The sequence below is a fragment of the Winogradskyella pacifica genome (assembly GCF_013403915.1).
GTDB classification, from domain to species: Bacteria; Bacteroidota; Bacteroidia; order Flavobacteriales; family Flavobacteriaceae; genus Winogradskyella; species Winogradskyella pacifica.
Genome location: NZ_JABFDI010000010.1, coordinates 129,593 through 147,771 on the forward strand (window position 1 = coordinate 129,593; position 18,179 = coordinate 147,771).

The window sequence follows — 18,179 nt, forward strand, 5'->3', positions numbered from 1 at the left end:
TACTAGGAATCTAAGCGTTCTAATGAAAATAATTTTATTACATTTGGTTTTTCAACATTTCGTTATAAATGATTACACACATAGAGGGTAAACTTGTAGAGAAAAATCCGACAGACATTGTTATAGATTGCAATGGTGTCGGCTATTTTATTAACATATCATTGCATACGTATTCTCAAATTCCAGACAAAGAACACATAAGACTTTACACGTATCTTCAAGTTCGTGAGGATTCTCATAGCTTATATGGGTTTTCGTCTAATGTTGAACGCGAAATTTTTAAATTATTGATTTCTGTTAGTGGTATTGGTACCAATACAGCGCGCACTATGCTGTCGTCGTTATCACCAGATCAAGTAAAAGAAGGTATTGCAGGTGGAGATGTCGCTTTAATTCAGAGCGTAAAAGGCATTGGGGTAAAAACAGCACAACGTGTTATTCTTGATTTAAAGGATAAAGTGTTAAAAGTCTATGGTATAGACGAACTTTCTGCTATGCCAAACAATACACACAAAGATGAAGCGTTATCAGCATTAGATGTTTTAGGATTTAATAAAAAACAATCCGAAAAAGTTGTCGATAAAATTTTACAAGCCCAACCAGATGCCCAAGTGGAGCAAATTATAAAAGAAGCTCTAAAAAACTTATAATGCAATTGAATAGAACTCTACATAAGCAGCGCTTCTCCTATAGATATTTATGCATATTAGCTTTTACAATGCTAATTGGTAATTCCGTTGTTGCTCAAGAAACTGAAACAGAACAAGACTCTACAAAGACGACATTTGCGTTTGGAAAATTAAACATGCCAAATCCAAATAGTATTGTTTCAAAGTATACCTATGATCCTATTTTAGATCGTTATGTTTATTCTGAAAAAATTGGAAATTTCAATATTAATTATCCCTTAATACTTACACCAGACGAATTCCAAAAACTAGTATTAGAAGAAAAATTAAAAGCATATTATAAGAAAATGGCTGATGCTAAAGCTGGACAAAAAGAGGGTTCAGAAGAAGATCAGAAAAACTTATTACCCGAGTTTTATGTCAATTCCGGTTTGTTTGAAACCATTTTTGGCGGTAATACTATAAATGTAATTCCACAAGGTTCGGTGGAGGTTGATTTGGGAATATTATTCTCAAAACAAGATAACCCTTCCTTTTCTCCAAGAAACAGAACCAATTTTACCTTCGATTTTGATCAGAGAATCAGTCTAAGTTTATTGGGTAAAGTGGGAACACGACTTCAGGTTACAGCAAATTATGATACCGAAGCAACTTTCGATTTTCAACAAGTTGTTAAATTAGAATATACACCAACCGAAGATGATATTATTCGTAAAATTGAAGTTGGTAACGTCAGTATGCCTCTTAATAGCTCTTTAATTACAGGTGCTCAGAGTCTTTTTGGTGTTAAAACAGAATTACAATTTGGTAAAACTAGAGTTACAGCGGTATTTTCTGAGCAACAGTCGCAATCCACATCAGTTATAGCAGAAGGTGGTGGAACGGTTGAAGAATTCGAATTTTTTGCACAAGATTATGATGAAAATAGACACTTCTTTTTAGCGCAACACTTTAGTGAAACATATGATAAAGCGTTATTAAACTATCCTTTTATAGATAACCAAGGACTTCAAATTACAAGAGTTGAAGTTTGGGTAACAAATAGAAATAACCAAACTGAGAATGTAAGAAATATTGTAGCATTTCAGGATTTAGGAGAATCAACGATAGATAATATTGGACTTAACCCATTGCCTCCCGGTTTTGTTAATAATCCCGGAGCAAAACCTAATAACAAAAACAATGATTTTGATCCAACGAATATAGGTGGAGCAGGATCATTATTAACTGAGGCAGTTAGAAATATAACCAACATACAAGGTGGAGTTAATGTAAGTATTAATGAAGGTTTTGATTATGGTAAATTAGAATCGGCAAGAAAATTAACACAAGGACAAGAATATGTTTTAAATGAAAAATTAGGATATATTTCTTTAAATCAACGTCTGCTTAATGATGAAGTTTTAGCCGTAGCATTTCAATATACTATTGGAGGTGAAGTATTTCAAGTAGGTGAATTTGCTAATGATGGTGTCGATGCAACTACAGTAGATGATACCTCTGGTACGCAGGTTGTAAATAATCAAAGTTTAGTTCTAAAAATGCTAAAAAGTGCGGTCACTTCAGTAGACCAACCGATTTGGGATTTAATGATGAAGAATATTTATGATACGGGTGCTTATCAATTAGATAGAGAAGATTTTACATTAAATATCTTTTATACAGAATCTTCGGCATTAAACTATATATCACCAGTTGTTGTTGGTGGGGTGGAGGTTCCTTTTCCAACTTTTGATAATAATACTGTGAACACCAGTGATGATACTGAAATAAGTGAAACACCATTAATCCGACTTTTCCATTTAGATAAATTGAATTACAATGGTGATCCGCAAGAACGAGGGGATGGTTTCTTTGATTATGTAGAAGGAGTTACGGTATTGTCGCAAAATGGTAAAATTATCTTTACCAAAGCACAGCCTTTTGGTCGTTATTTATTTGATGTTTTAGATGATGATGGTAATCCAAATAATAACGATTTGGATTATGAAGATATTGCAGATACTCAAAGTGGTTATAATGAAAATCAAAAGAAATACGTTTACGATATTCTTTATAAATCTACTAAAACAGCAGCTTTAGATGAGGCGGAGAAGAATAAATTCCAAATAAAAGGACGTTATAAAAGTAGTGGTGGAGATAGTGGTATTCCGTTAAATGCATTTAATGTGCCTAGAGGTTCTGTAACGGTAACAGCAGGTGGGCGTACACTTGTAGAAGGAGTAGATTATACGGTAAATTATGCCTTAGGACGAGTAGAAATTTTAGATGAAGCTTTAAAAGCGTCTAACACCCCAATTAATGTTTCTGTAGAAAATAACGCCGTTTTCGGTCAGCAAACAAAACGATTTACAGGGATTAATGTAGAACACCAATTCAATGATAATTTTGTTTTAGGGACTACATTATTAAATCTTAATGAACGCCCAATTACGCAAAAAGCCAACTATAACTCTGAGCCTATTAATAATACTATTTTTGGTTTTAATGGGAATTATTCAACTGAAGTGCCATTTTTAACAAGGTTGGTTAATAAATTACCAAACATTGATACCGATGTGCCTTCAAATCTTTCTGTAAGAGGAGAGTTTGCTTACTTATTGCCAGGCGCATCAAGTGGAGCCGATTTTAATGGTGAAGCTACAGCCTATATTGATGATTTTGAAGGCACACAAGGCTCTATTAATTTGTTGAGTCCTTTGTCTTGGACATTATCTAGTAGACCAAAAGATTTACCAAATACAATTCCTGGTAGTGATGCCAATGGTATTGAAAATGGGTACGGTAGAGCACTTTTAAATTGGTACACTATCGATCCTATTTTTTATAGTAATCAACGTCCTGATGGCATCACGGATAATGATGTCTCAGATTTGTACACACGTCGTATTTTTATTGAAGAAATTTTTAATCAAGATATTGTTCAAGGGCAAACGTCAGTCATAAACACATTAGATTTAGCATACTATCCTACAGAGCGTGGCCCATATAATTTTGATCCATCTGCTGCTAACGATAATGCGTTAGACCCTTCAAGAAGTTGGGCAGGTATTACAAGACAAATTACCTCTACCGATTTTGAACAAGCCAATGTTGAATATATAGAGTTTTGGGTTCAAGATCCATTTTTAGATAATCCATCAAATACAGGTGGTAAACTATTTGTAAATCTTGGTAATATTTCAGAAGATATTTTAAAAGATGGTAAAAAGCAATTTGAAAACGGCTTACCAGAAAATGGTGATGTATCAACTTTAACACGAACTGATTTTGGAAGTGTCGTACCACAAAACCAATCGCTTATTTATACGTTTGGGACTACAGGTGCAGAACGTACAAATCAAGATGTAGGTTTTGATGGTTTTAGTGATGCCGAAGAGTTATCTGAATTTGGGGGACAGTTTGGAGAAGATCCATCAAATGATAATTACCAGTATTATTTAAATAGAGATGGCGATATTTTTAATCGTTATAAAAAATATAATGGAACAGAAGGTAACTCACCAGAAACCTTTACGGATACCAATAGAGGATCTACAACACAACCAGATGTAGAGGATATCAATAGAGATAATACCATGAATACTATTGATAGTTATTATCAGTATGAGGTAAATATTACTCCTTCAAGTTTAAATATGGATAATCCTTATATCAATGATGTTAAGGAAAATGTTCAGGTCACTTTACCTAATGGTGACGTTAGGAATGATGTAAAATGGTATCAATTTAGAATTCCTATTGCAGAAAGTGACATTCGTGAAGCTGTTGGTGGAATTTCGGATATTCGTTCTATAAGATTTGCACGTTTATTTGTATCTGATTTTACCCAAAATACAGTCTTGCGTTTTGCAACCTTAGATTTAGTGCGTAGTGATTGGAGACGTTATACATTAGATTTAGATAACGATGATACTAACGATAGTCCAAATGCAGAATTTAATGTAGGTGTTGTTGGTGTCCAAGATAATGCAGGCTATGAAAGACCACCAGGAGTTGAGCAAGAAGAACTGAATAATAACAATACAATTGTAAGACAGAATGAGCAATCGTTAGTACTTCAGGCTTGTGATTTAAGGCCTACTGATTCTCGCGGGGTGTATAAAAACATTAATGTAGATATGCGTCAGTATAAGAAACTACGAATGTTTACACATGCAGAAGCTCAAGAAGGGTCTATGCTAGAGGCGGGCGAAATGATTGCGTTTATAAGAATGGGTAATGATTTTACTCAGAATTATTATCAAATAGAAGTGCCATTATTACCTTCGTCTGATGCGGAAGGAAGTGTTAGAGAACGTATTTGGCCAGAACAAAACGAAATAAATATTCCTTTAGAATTTTTACAAAAAATTAAAGCACTCGGAATTTCTGCTGGGACTTTAAGTAATGATGATCCTACATTTTATAATGTGGTAGATGGTGTGCTTAATGAAACCCCTTTGGCAACTTTAAACCCTCCATATAATGATATTGTTGGCACACAAAAGCAGCAACGTATTGCTATTAAAGGAAATCCAAATTTTGGAGATATTAGAGTGTTAATGGTTGGTGTAAAGAATTCGGGTTCAACAAGCATGAATTCATGTGGTGAATTTTGGTTTAATGAATTACGTATGTCCGATATGGAAAATGAAGGAGGTTGGGCAGCCGTTTTAAGTATGGATACAAAAATCGCAGATTTTGCGAGTATCAGTGCTACAGGAAGACGAAGTACTATTGGTTTTGGTGGAGTTGAGCAAGGTCCAAACGAGCGAAGTTTAGAAGATGTTGCACAATACGATGTTGTTACCAATGTGCAGTTAGGACAATTATTACCAAAGAAATGGGGAGTTCAGGTACCATTTAATTACGCTCAAAGTGAGGAGATGATAACGCCTAAATTCGATCAATTATATAATGACCTTACCTTAGATTCAAGATTAGAAGCGGCAAATTCTAGCGAAGAAGAAGATATAATTAGATCGCAATCTGAAGATTATACCAAACGAAAAAGTATTAATTTTATTGGAGTTAGAAAGCAAAAAACGGGTGATTCTAAAAATCGTTTTTATGATGTAGAAAACCTAACATTAAATTACTCATATAATAAGGTAGAGCATCGTGATTTTGAAATCGAAAATGCCTTAGACCAAACCGTAAGAGCAGGTGCTAATTATAACTTTGCTTTCGAGCCTATAAAATACGAACCTTTTAAAAAGAACGATTCCCTATTCACAAATAAGAATTGGAAAATCTTAAAGGATTTTAATGTCAATTTATTACCATCTAGTTTCTCTGTTGCTTCTGATGTTAACAGACAGTTTAATAGGCAGAAATTTAGAGAAATTGATTTGGGTGGAAGTAATATTGGTATCGAAGAGTTGTATCGAAGAAATTACACATTCGATTTTCAATACACCATAAATTATAATCTTACTGATGCTTTAAGTTTAAACTTTACGGCAGCCAATACTAACATTGTTCGTAATTATTTTATTGATGATCGCATTAACGGATTGCAAGATCCAGAGCTCGATGTTTGGGATGGTTTCTTTGATTTTGGAGATCCTAATTATCAGACGCAACAACTTCAAGTAAATTATGAATTACCATTATACAAAATACCAGTTTTAAGTTTCTTAAGAACGACTTATGCTTATAATGGTGCATTTCAATGGCAAAAAGGATCGGATTTAAATAGCGGACTGGAAGTTGAAGATCCTGATAACCCTGGATTTTATGAGACTTATAATTTAGGAAATTCAATTCAGAATTCAAACACGCATAATATTAATACGAGCCTTAATATGGAAACCTTGTATAAGACGTTAGGCTTGGTTAAAACAGGAAATCAAAAAGGTAGAGGAAGAACCAGAAGTTCTGTAACAACGAGACGTTCTGCAACACCAGATGATGATAAGAAAGGTACGGAAGCTGATGACCCTAACAAATTAAGTACAGGTAAAAAAGCGTACAATACGTTAGTAGATGTTGTTACTATGGTTAAACGTGTGCAGTTTAACTATTCTGAAAACAATGGTACGTATTTACCAGGGTATTTGCCAACGCCAGGTTTTATAGGAACTTTAAAACCGACTCTAGGCTACACTTTTGGAAGTCAGAGGGACATTAGAGAGTTGTCAGCAAGAAATGGATGGTTAACTACTTTTGGGGATTTTAACGAACAATATACAGAGGTAGAAAATAAGACGCTCGATTACTCTATTAATGTAGAACCAATGCGAGATTTAAAAATAGATTTAACCGGTAACAGAACCTATGCTAATAATATCTCAGAAAGCTTTATAACAATAGATAATGATTTGGATGGTTTTAGTGATACCTACCAAGATTTAATCACTAACTCCTTTGGGAATTTTATGATTTCTACCGCATTAATTAAAACGGCGTTTAGTAAAAGTGATGAAAACGAATCGGCTGCTTTTAATGATTTTAGAGCGAACCGTTTAGTTATTGCCAACCGTTTAGCTAGAGATTTTTATGGTGCAACACCATTTGGAACGGACGCGGAAGGTTATCCAGAAGGGTTTGGTAAAAATAGCCAGCGCGTATTATTACCAGCATTCTTATCCGCTTATCAAGGATCTGATCCAGATAAAGTAAGTACCAGTGCATTTAGAGATATTCCAATTCCAAACTGGACATTAAAATATACTGGTTTAATGAAATTGCCTTGGTTTAAAAGAACGTTTAAGCGTTTTTCAGTTCAGCATGGTTATAGATCACGCTATACTATAAATCAGTTTAGGACTAATTTAGATTATGTGGAGTACGATAAAGATTTAGGCTTTATAGCACCTGCAAATGCTGATGCATTAGACCAAGCGGGGAATTTTAAAAATGAAACATTATATAGTAACATTAACTTAGAAGAACAGTTTAGTCCTTTAGTGCGTTTAGATTTTGAAATGAAAAATTCAGTTAAGGTTTTAGCAGAGGTTAAAACTGATAGGACATTATCTCTAAGTTTTGATAACAATTTAATGACCGAAATTCAAGGTAAAGAATATACACTTGGTTTAGGGTACCGTTTTAAAGATTTAAGAATAAGATCGCAGTTAGCAGGACCAAAGCAAATTATTGTAGCAGATTTAAATATGAGTTTAGATGTTACCGTAAGAGATAACAAAACCATCATTAGATATCTAGATTTAGAAAATAATCAAATTACGGCTGGTCAAACCATTTGGGGACTTAAATACAATGCTGATTATGCGTTTAGTAAAAACTTAACGGCTATTTTCTATTTTGATTATACGTTCTCAGAATTTGCCATTTCAACATCATTCCCACAAACATCTATAAGATCAGGGATTACGTTACGTTATAATTTTGGTAATTAAGTTTGAATTGAAGCTATTAAAAAATTACATTTGCTTTATAAATAATATATCAAATTAAAGATGAATACACCATCAGAATTAAAGTACACTAAAGACCACGAATGGATCAAAATTGAAGGAGATATCGCTACAATTGGTATTACCGATTTCGCTCAAAGCGAATTAGGTGATATTGTTTATGTAGAAGTTGATACTTTAGACGAAACATTAGAAGTTGAAGAGGTATTTGGTACCGTGGAAGCTGTTAAAACAGTTTCAGATTTATTCTTGCCACTATCAGGAGAGATTATTGAATTTAATGAAGGTTTAGAAGATGAACCTGAAAAAGTAAACTCGGACCCTTATGGTGACGGTTGGATGATTAAATTAAAAATTTCAGATGCATCTCAAATCGATGATTTGTTATCTGCAGATGATTATAAAGCACTTATCAGTGGTTAAAAAAATGCTTTTACTCGTGTCAATAGCTTATTCATTGACATTAGTTATTGCGAGTTTAATTACGTTAAATGGTGTGCCTAGTTTAGGCTCTTCATTCGATGATAAGATTTATCATATTGTTGCTTACTTAGGTTTAACATTATTATGGGGACTTTATGTTAAACATTTTAAAAAATCCCAATTACTTTATATCGTTTGTTTCGCTGCTATTTTTCTAGGCTTTATGCTAGAATTGTTGCAGTACTTCGTTAATCCTAATAGAACTTACGATACTTATGATTTAATAGCAAATAGTATTGGTGCTATATTTGGTACGTTAATTGTAAGTAAAATAATTAGATATAAATTAAATTAACCTAAAGCCTTGTTTATTTTACTATTATTTAGTTAAATTAGCGATGTTGTATTAAAAAATTATATTATGAAACCTAAAAAGAACCACAAATCGGATGTAAGTAGAAACAGTTCACTGTTTTTTGCTGTTGGTCTTGCCTTAATGATGGGTATAACTTACATGGCTATTAATTATAAAACTTACGATAAAGTTGACGTTATTGCTGACTCGTTAAATTTAGATGACGAATTAGACGAAGAAGTGCCAATTACAGAACAAATTGTAACTCCACCACCACCACCACCACCACCACCAGCAGCACCAGAAATTATTGAAGTTGTTGAAGATGAAGTAGAGATAGAGGAAACGGTGATAGAGTCAACTGAAACTGAAATGGAAACAGAAATTGTGGAAGTTGAGGAAGTTGAAGTAGCAGAAGTGGAAGAAGATTTAGAAGTACCATTCTCAGTTATTGAAAATGTTGCTGTTTTTCCAGGTTGTGAAAAAGAAAAAGGAAATGCGGCTAAAAAAGCGTGTATGAACGATAAAGTCAATAGGTTTATTGGTAAAAAGTTTAATACGGATTTAGCTGGAGATTTAGGATTACCACCAGGTAAGAAAAGAATCTTTGTTCAGTTTAAAGTTGATAAATCTGGTAATATAACAAGTATTGTAGCTCGTGGTCCACATCCAGGTCTAGAGAAAGAAGCAAAACGTGTTATAGGTCAATTACCTAAAATGCAACCAGGTAAACAAAGAGGTAAAGCGGTGGTAATGCCATTCTCAATTCCTATTGTTTTCCAAGTACAAGACTAAGACGAAATAGTAATATTTCTTAATATAAAAATCCCGTTCAAACTTAATTGAGCGGGATTTTCGTTTTGGTATGCTTCTTGTGACTTTGACATAATATTAACATTTAAACCTTAAATATTATGAAAAATTCTAAAAAGGACTTCGGTGTTGCTGGTCAGAGCTCCACTGAAGCAAAGAAACCACAAAAGCATGATGCAAATTTACAAAAAAACTCAAGCCTTTATTTTCAAATTGGGCTGATTCTTTGTCTATTGGGTACTTATGCTCTTTTTGAAATGCAGTTTCAAGACAAAGTAATTAGTATTGACACTTTAAACGACAATGAATTAGCGGTTATTGATGTTATGCCTTCGGTAATGCCTGAGGTAATTCAACCTGAAAAAACAGAACCAGTAGTTGACAGGAGTACAAATCTAATTGATGAATACGAAGAAGTTGATAATGATAAAGATGTCGCTGAGAGTAAAATTATAACTCCAGAAAAAATAAAACCTAAAACGAAACCATTTGTGCCTAGTAGTCTTCCCGATACTGAGGATCCTGAAGATGACGATATCTTTGTGCCATTTACCTTAATTGAAAAAGTTCCTGTATATCCAGGTTGTGAGAAATACACTAATAATAACGACCGAAAAAAATGCATGTCGGACAAAATCACTAAATTAATTGGAAATAAATTTGATGTTGGTGTCGGATCGCAATACGGTATTTCAGGAAGACAAAAAATAGCTACGCAGTTTACAATTGATAAATTTGGGAATGTTACTGATATTAAAATTAGAGGACCACATCCTGCTTTAGAAAAAGAAGCAAACAGAGTTATTAATAAGATTCCTAAAATGGAACCAGGCTTACAACGTCAAGTTCCTGTTGGTGTAATTTACACATTGCCTATCATTTTTGATTCTAGAAACTATTAGAACAAGAAGTTTGTAAAATCCCAAACCGCTATTTTCAGAATAGCGGTTTTTTTATACAACAATAGGTTTACAGGTTACTAAAAAATTTAAGTATCTTTCGCCCATTAAAATTAAGTCCTTTATGAAGCGCATTGTGCTATTTGCTATTCTGTTAACGACCACTTTTGGTTATACTCAAACCTTATTAACTTACGAAAAGTCTCCTGTTTTTCAGCAATGTGATTCTGTTGCTGTAGATCAGTTGAAATCGTGTTTCAACTTTACATTAAATACCTTTATTTACGAAAATTTTGAAATACCTCAAATCGTATCAGATGAGTCCTATGTGGGTGACGTTAAGATATTGTTTGAAGTTAGTAAAGAAGGAGAGTTTAAAGCAATCTATACAGATGCTATTTATGAAGAATTAAAAACAGAAAGCAAGCGTGTTTTCGATTTACTTCCAAAAATACAACCTGCAACCTATAACGGTAATCCAACATTTGTTCAATATAGCATTAGTATTGCCATTCCATTAACCCAGCCTGTTGAGGAAATTTCAAAGCCTACTGACGAAATTAAACTTACAGAAAAAGACAGTCTTAATGCTATCTTATCTAATGAATTTGATAACGTTGATAAAGCGATAACGGATTACGAAAAATTAGAATACAGTAGTGAGTTAAATGTGCCTTTTACACATTCGTATTACGCACGTTTCGATGACGAAATGAATGCTATTGGGACTAATAGTCATACTGCTGCTAAACCTTTTGTGTATAGTGATGTGGCAAGATATTACGATATTAAAGCAGAAAAGGAAAGCTTAGCAAAAGATACTGATACATGGATCGGTAGAAAAGTGTTCAATGAACATTTAGTAGAAATACAAAGTGAAAATTATTGGTTTACAGTAGATCCTATATTAGATCTACAAGTTGGTAAAGATACCGAAGCCGACTTTAATTCCACTTGGAATAATACACGTGGTGTTAATATACAAGCCGGCTTAGGTAAGCGTTTTAATTTAACAGCTTCTGTATATGAGAGTCAAGGTCGTTTTGCAGATTATTTTAATCAATATGCAGAAAGCTTAAAAGCTTTTGGTCCAGATCCGGCAATAATTCCGGGTCGAGGCATTGGAAAACGTTTTAAGGAGGATTCTTATGATTATCCAGTAGCTGAAGCCTATATGTCTTATACTCCTGCCGATTTTTTAAATGTTCAGTTTGGTCACGGAAAAAACTTTATAGGAGATGGGTATCGTTCTTTGTTGCAAAGTGATGTTTCAAGTCCTTATCCGTTCTTAAAATTGAATGCTACGTTCTGGAAAATAAAATATACCAGTACTTGGATGTGGTTAAAAGATGTTAGGGATGACGTTATTGTAGATAAAGCATTTTTGACTAAATACATGGCGAATCATTACTTAAGTTGGAATGTTTCTAAGCGCTTAAACATTGGATTATTTGAATCCGTAGTTTGGTCAGATACCAACGGAAGAGGTTTTGATGTTAATTATTTAAATCCAATTATATTCTTTAGAGCTATTGAATTTCAAACAGGTCAAGGAGCCGGAAATGCGATTCTTGGTCTGTCTTCTAAATATAAATGGAATAATAAAGTGAATCTTTATGGGCAGTTTATTTTAGATGAATTTTCATTAAGTGAGGTTAAAGCAGGTGAAAAGAGTTGGAAAAACAAATTCGGATTTCAGTTGGGGGCGAAGTATTTTAATGCCTTTAAGGTTGATAACTTATTGCTTCAAGCAGAATACAACCGTGTGAGACCATATACTTATTCGCATAATACTCAGGTCCTTAATTATGCGAATTTTAATCAGCCAATGGCACACCTTTGGGGAGCTAATTTTAGAGAATTAGTCTTAATTGGTCGTTATAATTATAAGCGTTGGTTTGGTGATGCAAAGTTTATCATTGGGCAACGTGGTTTCGATTTTAACACCGATGAAGATAGTTTTTCTTATGGAGGTGATATTTATAGAGATTATAATGATCGTAACGCTGATACGGGAATAAAAATTGGACAAGGAAATAAAACCAATAGTTTTATGACTGAGATACAGGCGGGCTATTTATTAAACCCTGCAACCAACTTAAAACTGTTTACTAATATTATATACAGAGATTTTAATCCAGATGCAATAACAGCATCAACAAAAGATTCTAATACCCTTTGGTTTAGTGTTGGGCTACGCACGGACTTATTCAACTGGTATAATGATATATAAAAAGAGTTTTCTTTATAGTTCTAAGCTTATATAATTTATTTTAATTTCATATTAGTAATGCTGTTTTTGCTAGGCGCTAAACACACTACGTTTGTATATTAATAAAACTAAAGTTTAACGTTGGTCAGAATCAATTTTCAAACTATCTTTGCTGTCGCTTTTAAAAGAAACAAAATAGCATAGTTTGAGTTATACAAAATCTTCGATATCAACAGCTTCTGTGATAACAGATTTCAAGGAAATTACCAAGATGGGATTGTCCCTGAGTGTTGTTTTTTCCTCTATTGCTGGCTATTTTCTTGGCGCAGAAACAATAAGTTTTACTACAATTGCATTGCTTGCTTTTGGTGGCTACTTTATGGTTGGAGCATCTAATGCTTATAACCAAATCATTGAGCGCGACTTAGATGCGCTAATGGATAGAACCAAAAACAGACCAATTCCTGCAGGTAGAATGTCGGTAAATACGGCTTTTATAATTGCAACAACGTTTACTATTTTAGGTTTAATTACATTATATATTATTAACCCTAAAACAGCCATGTATGGTGCTATTTCCATTTTTTTATATACAAGTGTATACACACCGTTAAAAACAAAGACGTCTTTAGCTGTGTTTGTTGGTGCTTTGCCAGGAGCCATCCCATTTATGTTAGGCTGGGTTGCTGCTCGTAATGCCTTTGGTATTGAAGCAGGAACTCTATTTGCTATTCAGTTTTTTTGGCAATTTCCACATTTTTGGTCTATAGGTTGGTTTTTACACGAAGATTATAAAAAAGGAGGTTTCCACATGTTACCTACCGGAAGCCCAGATAAAGGAACTGCTGTACAAATCATAATGTATAGTGTTTGGACGGTTATTGTATCTATAATTCCAGTATTAGGATTTACAGGCGATTTAAAATTATCAATTGTAGGAGCTATTCTAGTCTTTATACTTGGTTTAGTAATGTTGGTTTATGCGATTAGATTATTTAAAGAACGTTCCATAAAAGCAGCAAAACAACTCATGCTATCTAGTGTGTTTTATATTACGTTATTGCAAATTATATATGTTGCAGATAAATTTTTAAGATAAATGGATTTAACACAAGGCACACAGCAGGTTAAGAAGGCACGATCTAAAAAGATGATGCTATGGTTTGGTATTGGTTCTTTAATTATGTCATTTGCTGGCTTAATTAGTGCTTTTATTGTGAGTAGTAAACAACGACTTAATGAAGATTGGTTAATTGATTTTCAATTACCGAATGCGTTTTTTGTGAGTTTAGTACTTATTCTATTAAGTAGTTTAACTTTTATTTTAGGGAAACGCGCATTAGAACAAAATAAAATGCAAATGGTAACGGTCTGGTTATTTGTTACCCTAGGATTAGGTATTGCATTCGTTTACAGTCAGTTTGCTGGTTTTGGTGAAATTATAATGTCGGGTTATTATTTTACAGGACCAACGAGTAATATCACAATGTCTTACATTTATGTCATAGCAATATTGCATATAGCGCACGTCATTGCTGGTCTAATATGTCTGATTGTTGTAATTTATAATCATTTTAAACAAAAGTATAACTCCAACAATATGTTGGGTTTTGAACTAACTGCCAATTTTTGGCATTTCGTAGATATGCTTTGGCTTGTGCTCTTTTTGTTTTTATATTTTTTTAGATATATAATTTGATTATTTTTGTCCAATCTTAAAAATTTAAATAAATTCTATGGATTCTACAGTAGCTAGTACTGGTACAGAAGAAAAAACTTGGGGTGGTGGCAATAAGCCGCTCAAAGCAAGTTACGGAAAAATGATGATGTGGTTTTTCATTGTATCTGATGCATTAACATTTTCAGGTTTCTTGGCCGCTTACGGTTTTTCGAGATTTAAGTTTATAAACGAATGGCCAATTGCGGATGAAGTGTTTACACACGTACCGTTTTTACATGGTCAAGAATTGCCAATGATATATGTGGCATTTATGACGTTTATACTTATTATGTCGTCGGTAACAATGGTATTAGCAGTGGATGCTGGTCATCATATGAATAAAGCCAAAGTGACGATATATATGTTCTTAACCATTATTGGTGGAGCGATATTCGTTGGTTCTCAGGCTTGGGAATGGGCAACATTTATTCAAGGCGATTATGGTGCTGTTCAAACTAAAGGTGGTAACATTTTGCAGTTTGGTGAGTATGTAACCGTTGATGGTGAAGAGAAATTCAAACGTGTATCAATTGAAGATTTAGCTATAGCGCAAGCAAGTGATCGTGTTGATCATGAGCGTAAAAATGGACTTTGGTTTGTAGATGAAGGGACGTTGCCTCCTTATACTGTTAATGAAATATATGCAGGTTTAGTTGCTAATGAAAATGTTTTAGTAAGAAACCAGTTTATAGATGAGGATGGTCATAAAACAGTGTTATCTAGAGCAGAATCGCTTAAGCAAATAAAAGAAAACGGTAAGCTAGTAGTTAAAGGTGCTAACCTTCAGGTTAATGAATACGGTACAACATTATTTGCCGACTTCTTTTTCTTTATTACAGGTTTTCACGGTTTCCACGTATTATCTGGGGTAATAATAAATATTATTATATTCTTTAATGTAATTCTAGGAACTTACGAGCGACGCGGAAGTTATGAAATGGTAGAAAAAGTAGGTCTATATTGGCACTTTGTCGATTTAGTATGGGTATTTGTATTCACATTCTTCTATTTAGTATAAAAAGAAACGAGCATATAAAATGTTATATCGCTCAATAAAATGGTTAATAGCTAACAACAGCATGTGTCTTTTATTATATAGTAAATAGAATCACATGACATTAAGATTAAATTATGGCACACGAACATAAATTAGAAATATTTAGAGGACGTTGGAAATTTAAATCTAACACGCAAAAGATATGGGGAGTTTTAGCTTTTCTAACTTTTATAACCGTAGTAGAGGTTGTGTTGGGGATCTATAAACCAGATATGTTTATGCATACTTGGATGGACCCTATAGAAGGTGGTTTCTTTGCAACTATAGGTAATATTATTTTATCTCCTATTGTTTACATGAAGCCCTTAAACTTAATCTTTATCGTATTAACAATCATCAAAGCTTATTACATCGCATGGGATTTTATGCACTTAAGAGATGAGACTGGTAGTATGAGAAAAATGATCGTTTGGACGGGTGTTTTTCTAATATGCTATTTAATGTTTATTTTACTTCAAGAAGGTGGTTATGTCTTCAATGTTTACAACGGTGATGATGCCTTGATTAAGCATAATTTTTAAATAAAATACATAGATTTTAACTGCGCGAAAGCAAAGTGTTAAATACAATTAAAAGGTGGTTTTTCTAAACCACCTTTTCTATTTTTGTATATCAGTAATCTAAGATAGATTATTGGTAATTAATCCCATTAAAATAAGGATTTTAGGCCTCTAAAAATGAAAACAGACAAAGCAAAACGCTATATAGTTCTTGGTATATTATTCTTTTTACCTGTTGCATTTTTACTAATGCTTTATCCTGCAAAGCATAATTACGATCCCTTAAATATTGTAAATAATAATGTTTCTGATATAGAGGGTTTTATTTCTGATAGAGCTGATAGTGTTGCCTTAAAAGGGCATATTACAGTTTTAGGTTTTTTAGGAAAAAGACCTTTAGATAAAATGATTGCAGCTTCTAACCTTAAAGAGTTGGTGTATGATAAATTTAAAGGCTTCAAGAATTTTCAAATTGTAATCGTAGTACCTAAAGGGACTGAAAACGATATAAAAGCACTAAAGAAAGAAATTAACACTTACGAAGATTTAAAATACTGGCATTACGCTTTTGCTACGGAAGGCGAAATTAAAATGCTTTATAATACTTTAAAGTCTAAAGACAATCTAGGTGAAGATTTATCTGTAAGTGATGTTTTTATTATAGATAAAGACTTAAGTCAACGTGGCCGATTAGATGGACGAGACGAAAAGGAAGTTGAAGATAAAAAGCCAGCCTTTAGTGTGTATTCTTATAACAGTATAGAAGTAGCAGAAATAAAAAATATGATGAGTGATGATGTTCGTATTCTATTTACTGAATACCGTCAAAAAAGAGAAGGTAAATTTGAGAATTCTGATTCAAGAAGAAACAGAGAATTAAAAGAAGATAATGAGTAAAAAATCAAATTATTCGTACGTTGGAATTGCATTTGTAATTCTAGTATTTGGGATCATATTTATTCCTAAAATCATAGATCGTGTTAGCGAAGGAGATGTCATAAGAGATGAAAGCCGTAGTAAAGATGTTTCAACTTCTAATTCTAAAGTAAAAGATACGAAACAGAATAAAAGTGATTTAGTCTATTTAGAAATAAATGGTGAAGCTAAAAAAGTACCTGAATTTAGTTTTACAAATCAGGATGGGATTACAATTACAAATAACGATTATTTAGGTAAGGTTTATGTTGTAGAGTTTTTCTTTACCACGTGCCCAACAATTTGCCCTATAATGAATAGGAATTTAGTCGGAGTTCAAAATCAGTTTGATGGATTGGAAGATTTCGGAATCGCTTCATTTACAATTTCACCTGAAATAGATACTCCCGAGGTTTTAAAAGCTTACGCAGAGAAGTATAACGTAACGAATCCTAATTGGCATTTTCTAACGGGTGATGAAAGTGCTATTTATAAATTAGCAAATGAAGGCTTTAATCTTTATACCGCTAAGGACGATAGTGTAGAAGGTGGGTTTGAACACTCAGGAAACTTTGCTTTAATAGATAAAGAAGGTTATATAAGATCTAGAACAGATGATTTTGGAAACCCTAAGATTTTCTATAATGGATTAATTTCAGAAGAAATAGGTGTTGATGAAGATGGAATCCCTCAAGAAATAACTATTTTAAAAGAAGATATTGCTAAGTTGTTAAAGGAATAGTTATGGATAAAGTGGATCATGTAAAAGCTAAGAAGTATAATAAATGGATTATTGTTTTATCAATAATTATTCCAGTTGTAGTTGCTATTTTATCACGGGTTAAATTACAAGATTTGGGTTACGATGTTCAACCTCTAACTTTTTTGCCACCCATTTATGCTACTATAAATGGATTTACCGCGTTACTCTTGATATTAGCCTTTATGGCAATTAAGAAAAAAAATATTGTACTTCATGAAAACTTAATGACAACATCCGTGTGGACGTCTGTCATTTTTCTTATAATGTATGTTGCTTATCATATGACGTCCGATTCTACACAATTTGGAGGTGAAGGTGCAATTAAATACATCTATTACTTTATTCTTATTACTCACATTGTATTATCTATTGTTATCATTCCTTTTGTATTGATTACTTACGTAAGAGGAATCACTAATGACATAGATCGTCATAGAAAAATAGCTAGAATTACATTTCCAATGTGGTTGTATGTCGCCGTAACTGGTGTTGTAGTTTACCTTATGATTTCACCTTATTATATCTAATT

14 protein-coding genes are annotated in these 18,179 nt (G+C 33.1%); all 14 read left to right on the plus strand.

Annotation, left to right across the window (positions count from 1 at the left end; genetic code table 11):
• The first annotated feature begins 68 nt into the window (after window positions 1–68).
• The 14 genes from ruvA (at window position 69) to HM984_RS10730 (ending at window position 18,177) form a co-directional block, all read left to right on the plus strand.
• Complete coding sequence (gene ruvA, locus HM984_RS10665) at window positions 69–650, plus strand: Holliday junction branch migration protein RuvA (protein WP_115810415.1); 582 nt, start codon at window positions 69–71, stop codon at window positions 648–650.
• Window positions 650–7,975, plus strand: a complete 7,326-nt coding sequence (gene sov, locus HM984_RS10670) for a T9SS outer membrane translocon Sov/SprA (protein WP_179349150.1) — start codon at window positions 650–652, stop codon at window positions 7,973–7,975. The genes ruvA and sov overlap by 1 nt, the downstream gene beginning before the upstream one ends.
• A gap of 60 nt (window positions 7,976–8,035) precedes the next feature.
• On the plus strand, window positions 8,036–8,416 hold the full coding sequence (gene gcvH, locus HM984_RS10675; protein ID WP_115810411.1) for a glycine cleavage system protein GcvH: 381 nt from the start codon (window positions 8,036–8,038) through the stop codon (window positions 8,414–8,416).
• Between the two features lie 4 nt (window positions 8,417–8,420).
• Window positions 8,421–8,771 (plus strand): VanZ family protein, encoded by a 351-nt coding sequence (locus tag HM984_RS10680; RefSeq protein WP_179349151.1) that lies wholly within the window; start codon window positions 8,421–8,423, stop codon window positions 8,769–8,771.
• Between the two features lie 66 nt (window positions 8,772–8,837).
• A complete protein-coding gene (locus tag HM984_RS10685; RefSeq protein WP_115810407.1) occupies window positions 8,838–9,566 on the plus strand; it encodes an energy transducer TonB in 729 nt (242 codons plus the stop codon).
• Window positions 9,567–9,685: 119 nt separating this feature from the next.
• Complete coding sequence (locus tag HM984_RS10690; protein WP_179349152.1) at window positions 9,686–10,486, plus strand: energy transducer TonB; 801 nt, start codon at window positions 9,686–9,688, stop codon at window positions 10,484–10,486.
• Between the two features lie 121 nt (window positions 10,487–10,607).
• Window positions 10,608–12,716, plus strand: coding sequence for a gliding motility outer membrane protein RemB (remB, locus tag HM984_RS10695; protein ID WP_179349153.1), 2,109 nt, complete (start codon window positions 10,608–10,610; stop codon window positions 12,714–12,716).
• 184 nt (window positions 12,717–12,900) lie between these two features.
• A complete protein-coding gene (cyoE, locus tag HM984_RS10700) occupies window positions 12,901–13,794 on the plus strand; it encodes a heme o synthase (RefSeq protein ID WP_179349154.1) in 894 nt (297 codons plus the stop codon).
• A complete protein-coding gene (locus HM984_RS10705) occupies window positions 13,795–14,394 on the plus strand; it encodes a cytochrome c oxidase subunit 3 (protein WP_179349155.1) in 600 nt (199 codons plus the stop codon).
• Between the two features lie 37 nt (window positions 14,395–14,431).
• A complete protein-coding gene (locus HM984_RS10710; RefSeq protein ID WP_115810396.1) occupies window positions 14,432–15,433 on the plus strand; it encodes a cytochrome c oxidase subunit 3 in 1,002 nt (333 codons plus the stop codon).
• 113 nt (window positions 15,434–15,546) lie between these two features.
• Window positions 15,547–15,993 carry a cytochrome C oxidase subunit IV family protein gene (locus tag HM984_RS10715; protein WP_115810394.1) on the plus strand — a complete coding sequence of 149 codons (447 nt, stop codon included), beginning with the start codon at window positions 15,547–15,549 and terminating at the stop codon, window positions 15,991–15,993.
• Between the two features lie 156 nt (window positions 15,994–16,149).
• The gene (locus tag HM984_RS10720) at window positions 16,150–16,869 is read left to right on the plus strand and encodes a hypothetical protein (protein WP_179349156.1); all 720 of its coding nucleotides are present in this window, start codon (window positions 16,150–16,152) and stop codon (window positions 16,867–16,869) included.
• Window positions 16,862–17,629 (plus strand): SCO family protein, encoded by a 768-nt coding sequence (locus tag HM984_RS10725; protein WP_179349157.1) that lies wholly within the window; start codon window positions 16,862–16,864, stop codon window positions 17,627–17,629. The genes HM984_RS10720 and HM984_RS10725 overlap by 8 nt, the downstream gene beginning before the upstream one ends.
• A 2-nt stretch (window positions 17,630–17,631) precedes the next feature.
• Window positions 17,632–18,177, plus strand: a complete 546-nt coding sequence (locus tag HM984_RS10730; protein ID WP_179349158.1) for a DUF420 domain-containing protein — start codon at window positions 17,632–17,634, stop codon at window positions 18,175–18,177.
• The last annotated feature ends 2 nt before the right edge of the window (window positions 18,178–18,179 follow it).

What these genes read in the sequence shown, in the direction of transcription:
- ruvA (WP_115810415.1), top strand. Translation starts at nt 69, where the DNA reads ATGATTACACACATAGAGGGTAAACTTGTAGAGAAAAATCCGACAGAC.
- sov (WP_179349150.1), top strand. Translation starts at nt 650, where the DNA reads ATGCAATTGAATAGAACTCTACATAAGCAGCGCTTCTCCTATAGATAT.
- gcvH (WP_115810411.1), top strand. Translation starts at nt 8,036, where the DNA reads ATGAATACACCATCAGAATTAAAGTACACTAAAGACCACGAATGGATC.
- HM984_RS10680 (WP_179349151.1), top strand. Translation starts at nt 8,421, where the DNA reads ATGCTTTTACTCGTGTCAATAGCTTATTCATTGACATTAGTTATTGCG.
- HM984_RS10685 (WP_115810407.1), top strand. Translation starts at nt 8,838, where the DNA reads ATGAAACCTAAAAAGAACCACAAATCGGATGTAAGTAGAAACAGTTCA.
- HM984_RS10690 (WP_179349152.1), top strand. Translation starts at nt 9,686, where the DNA reads ATGAAAAATTCTAAAAAGGACTTCGGTGTTGCTGGTCAGAGCTCCACT.
- remB (WP_179349153.1), top strand. Translation starts at nt 10,608, where the DNA reads ATGAAGCGCATTGTGCTATTTGCTATTCTGTTAACGACCACTTTTGGT.
- HM984_RS10705 (WP_179349155.1), top strand. Translation starts at nt 13,795, where the DNA reads ATGGATTTAACACAAGGCACACAGCAGGTTAAGAAGGCACGATCTAAA.
- HM984_RS10710 (WP_115810396.1), top strand. Translation starts at nt 14,432, where the DNA reads ATGGATTCTACAGTAGCTAGTACTGGTACAGAAGAAAAAACTTGGGGT.
- HM984_RS10715 (WP_115810394.1), top strand. Translation starts at nt 15,547, where the DNA reads ATGGCACACGAACATAAATTAGAAATATTTAGAGGACGTTGGAAATTT.
- HM984_RS10720 (WP_179349156.1), top strand. Translation starts at nt 16,150, where the DNA reads ATGAAAACAGACAAAGCAAAACGCTATATAGTTCTTGGTATATTATTC.
- HM984_RS10725 (WP_179349157.1), top strand. Translation starts at nt 16,862, where the DNA reads ATGAGTAAAAAATCAAATTATTCGTACGTTGGAATTGCATTTGTAATT.
- HM984_RS10730 (WP_179349158.1), top strand. Translation starts at nt 17,632, where the DNA reads ATGGATAAAGTGGATCATGTAAAAGCTAAGAAGTATAATAAATGGATT.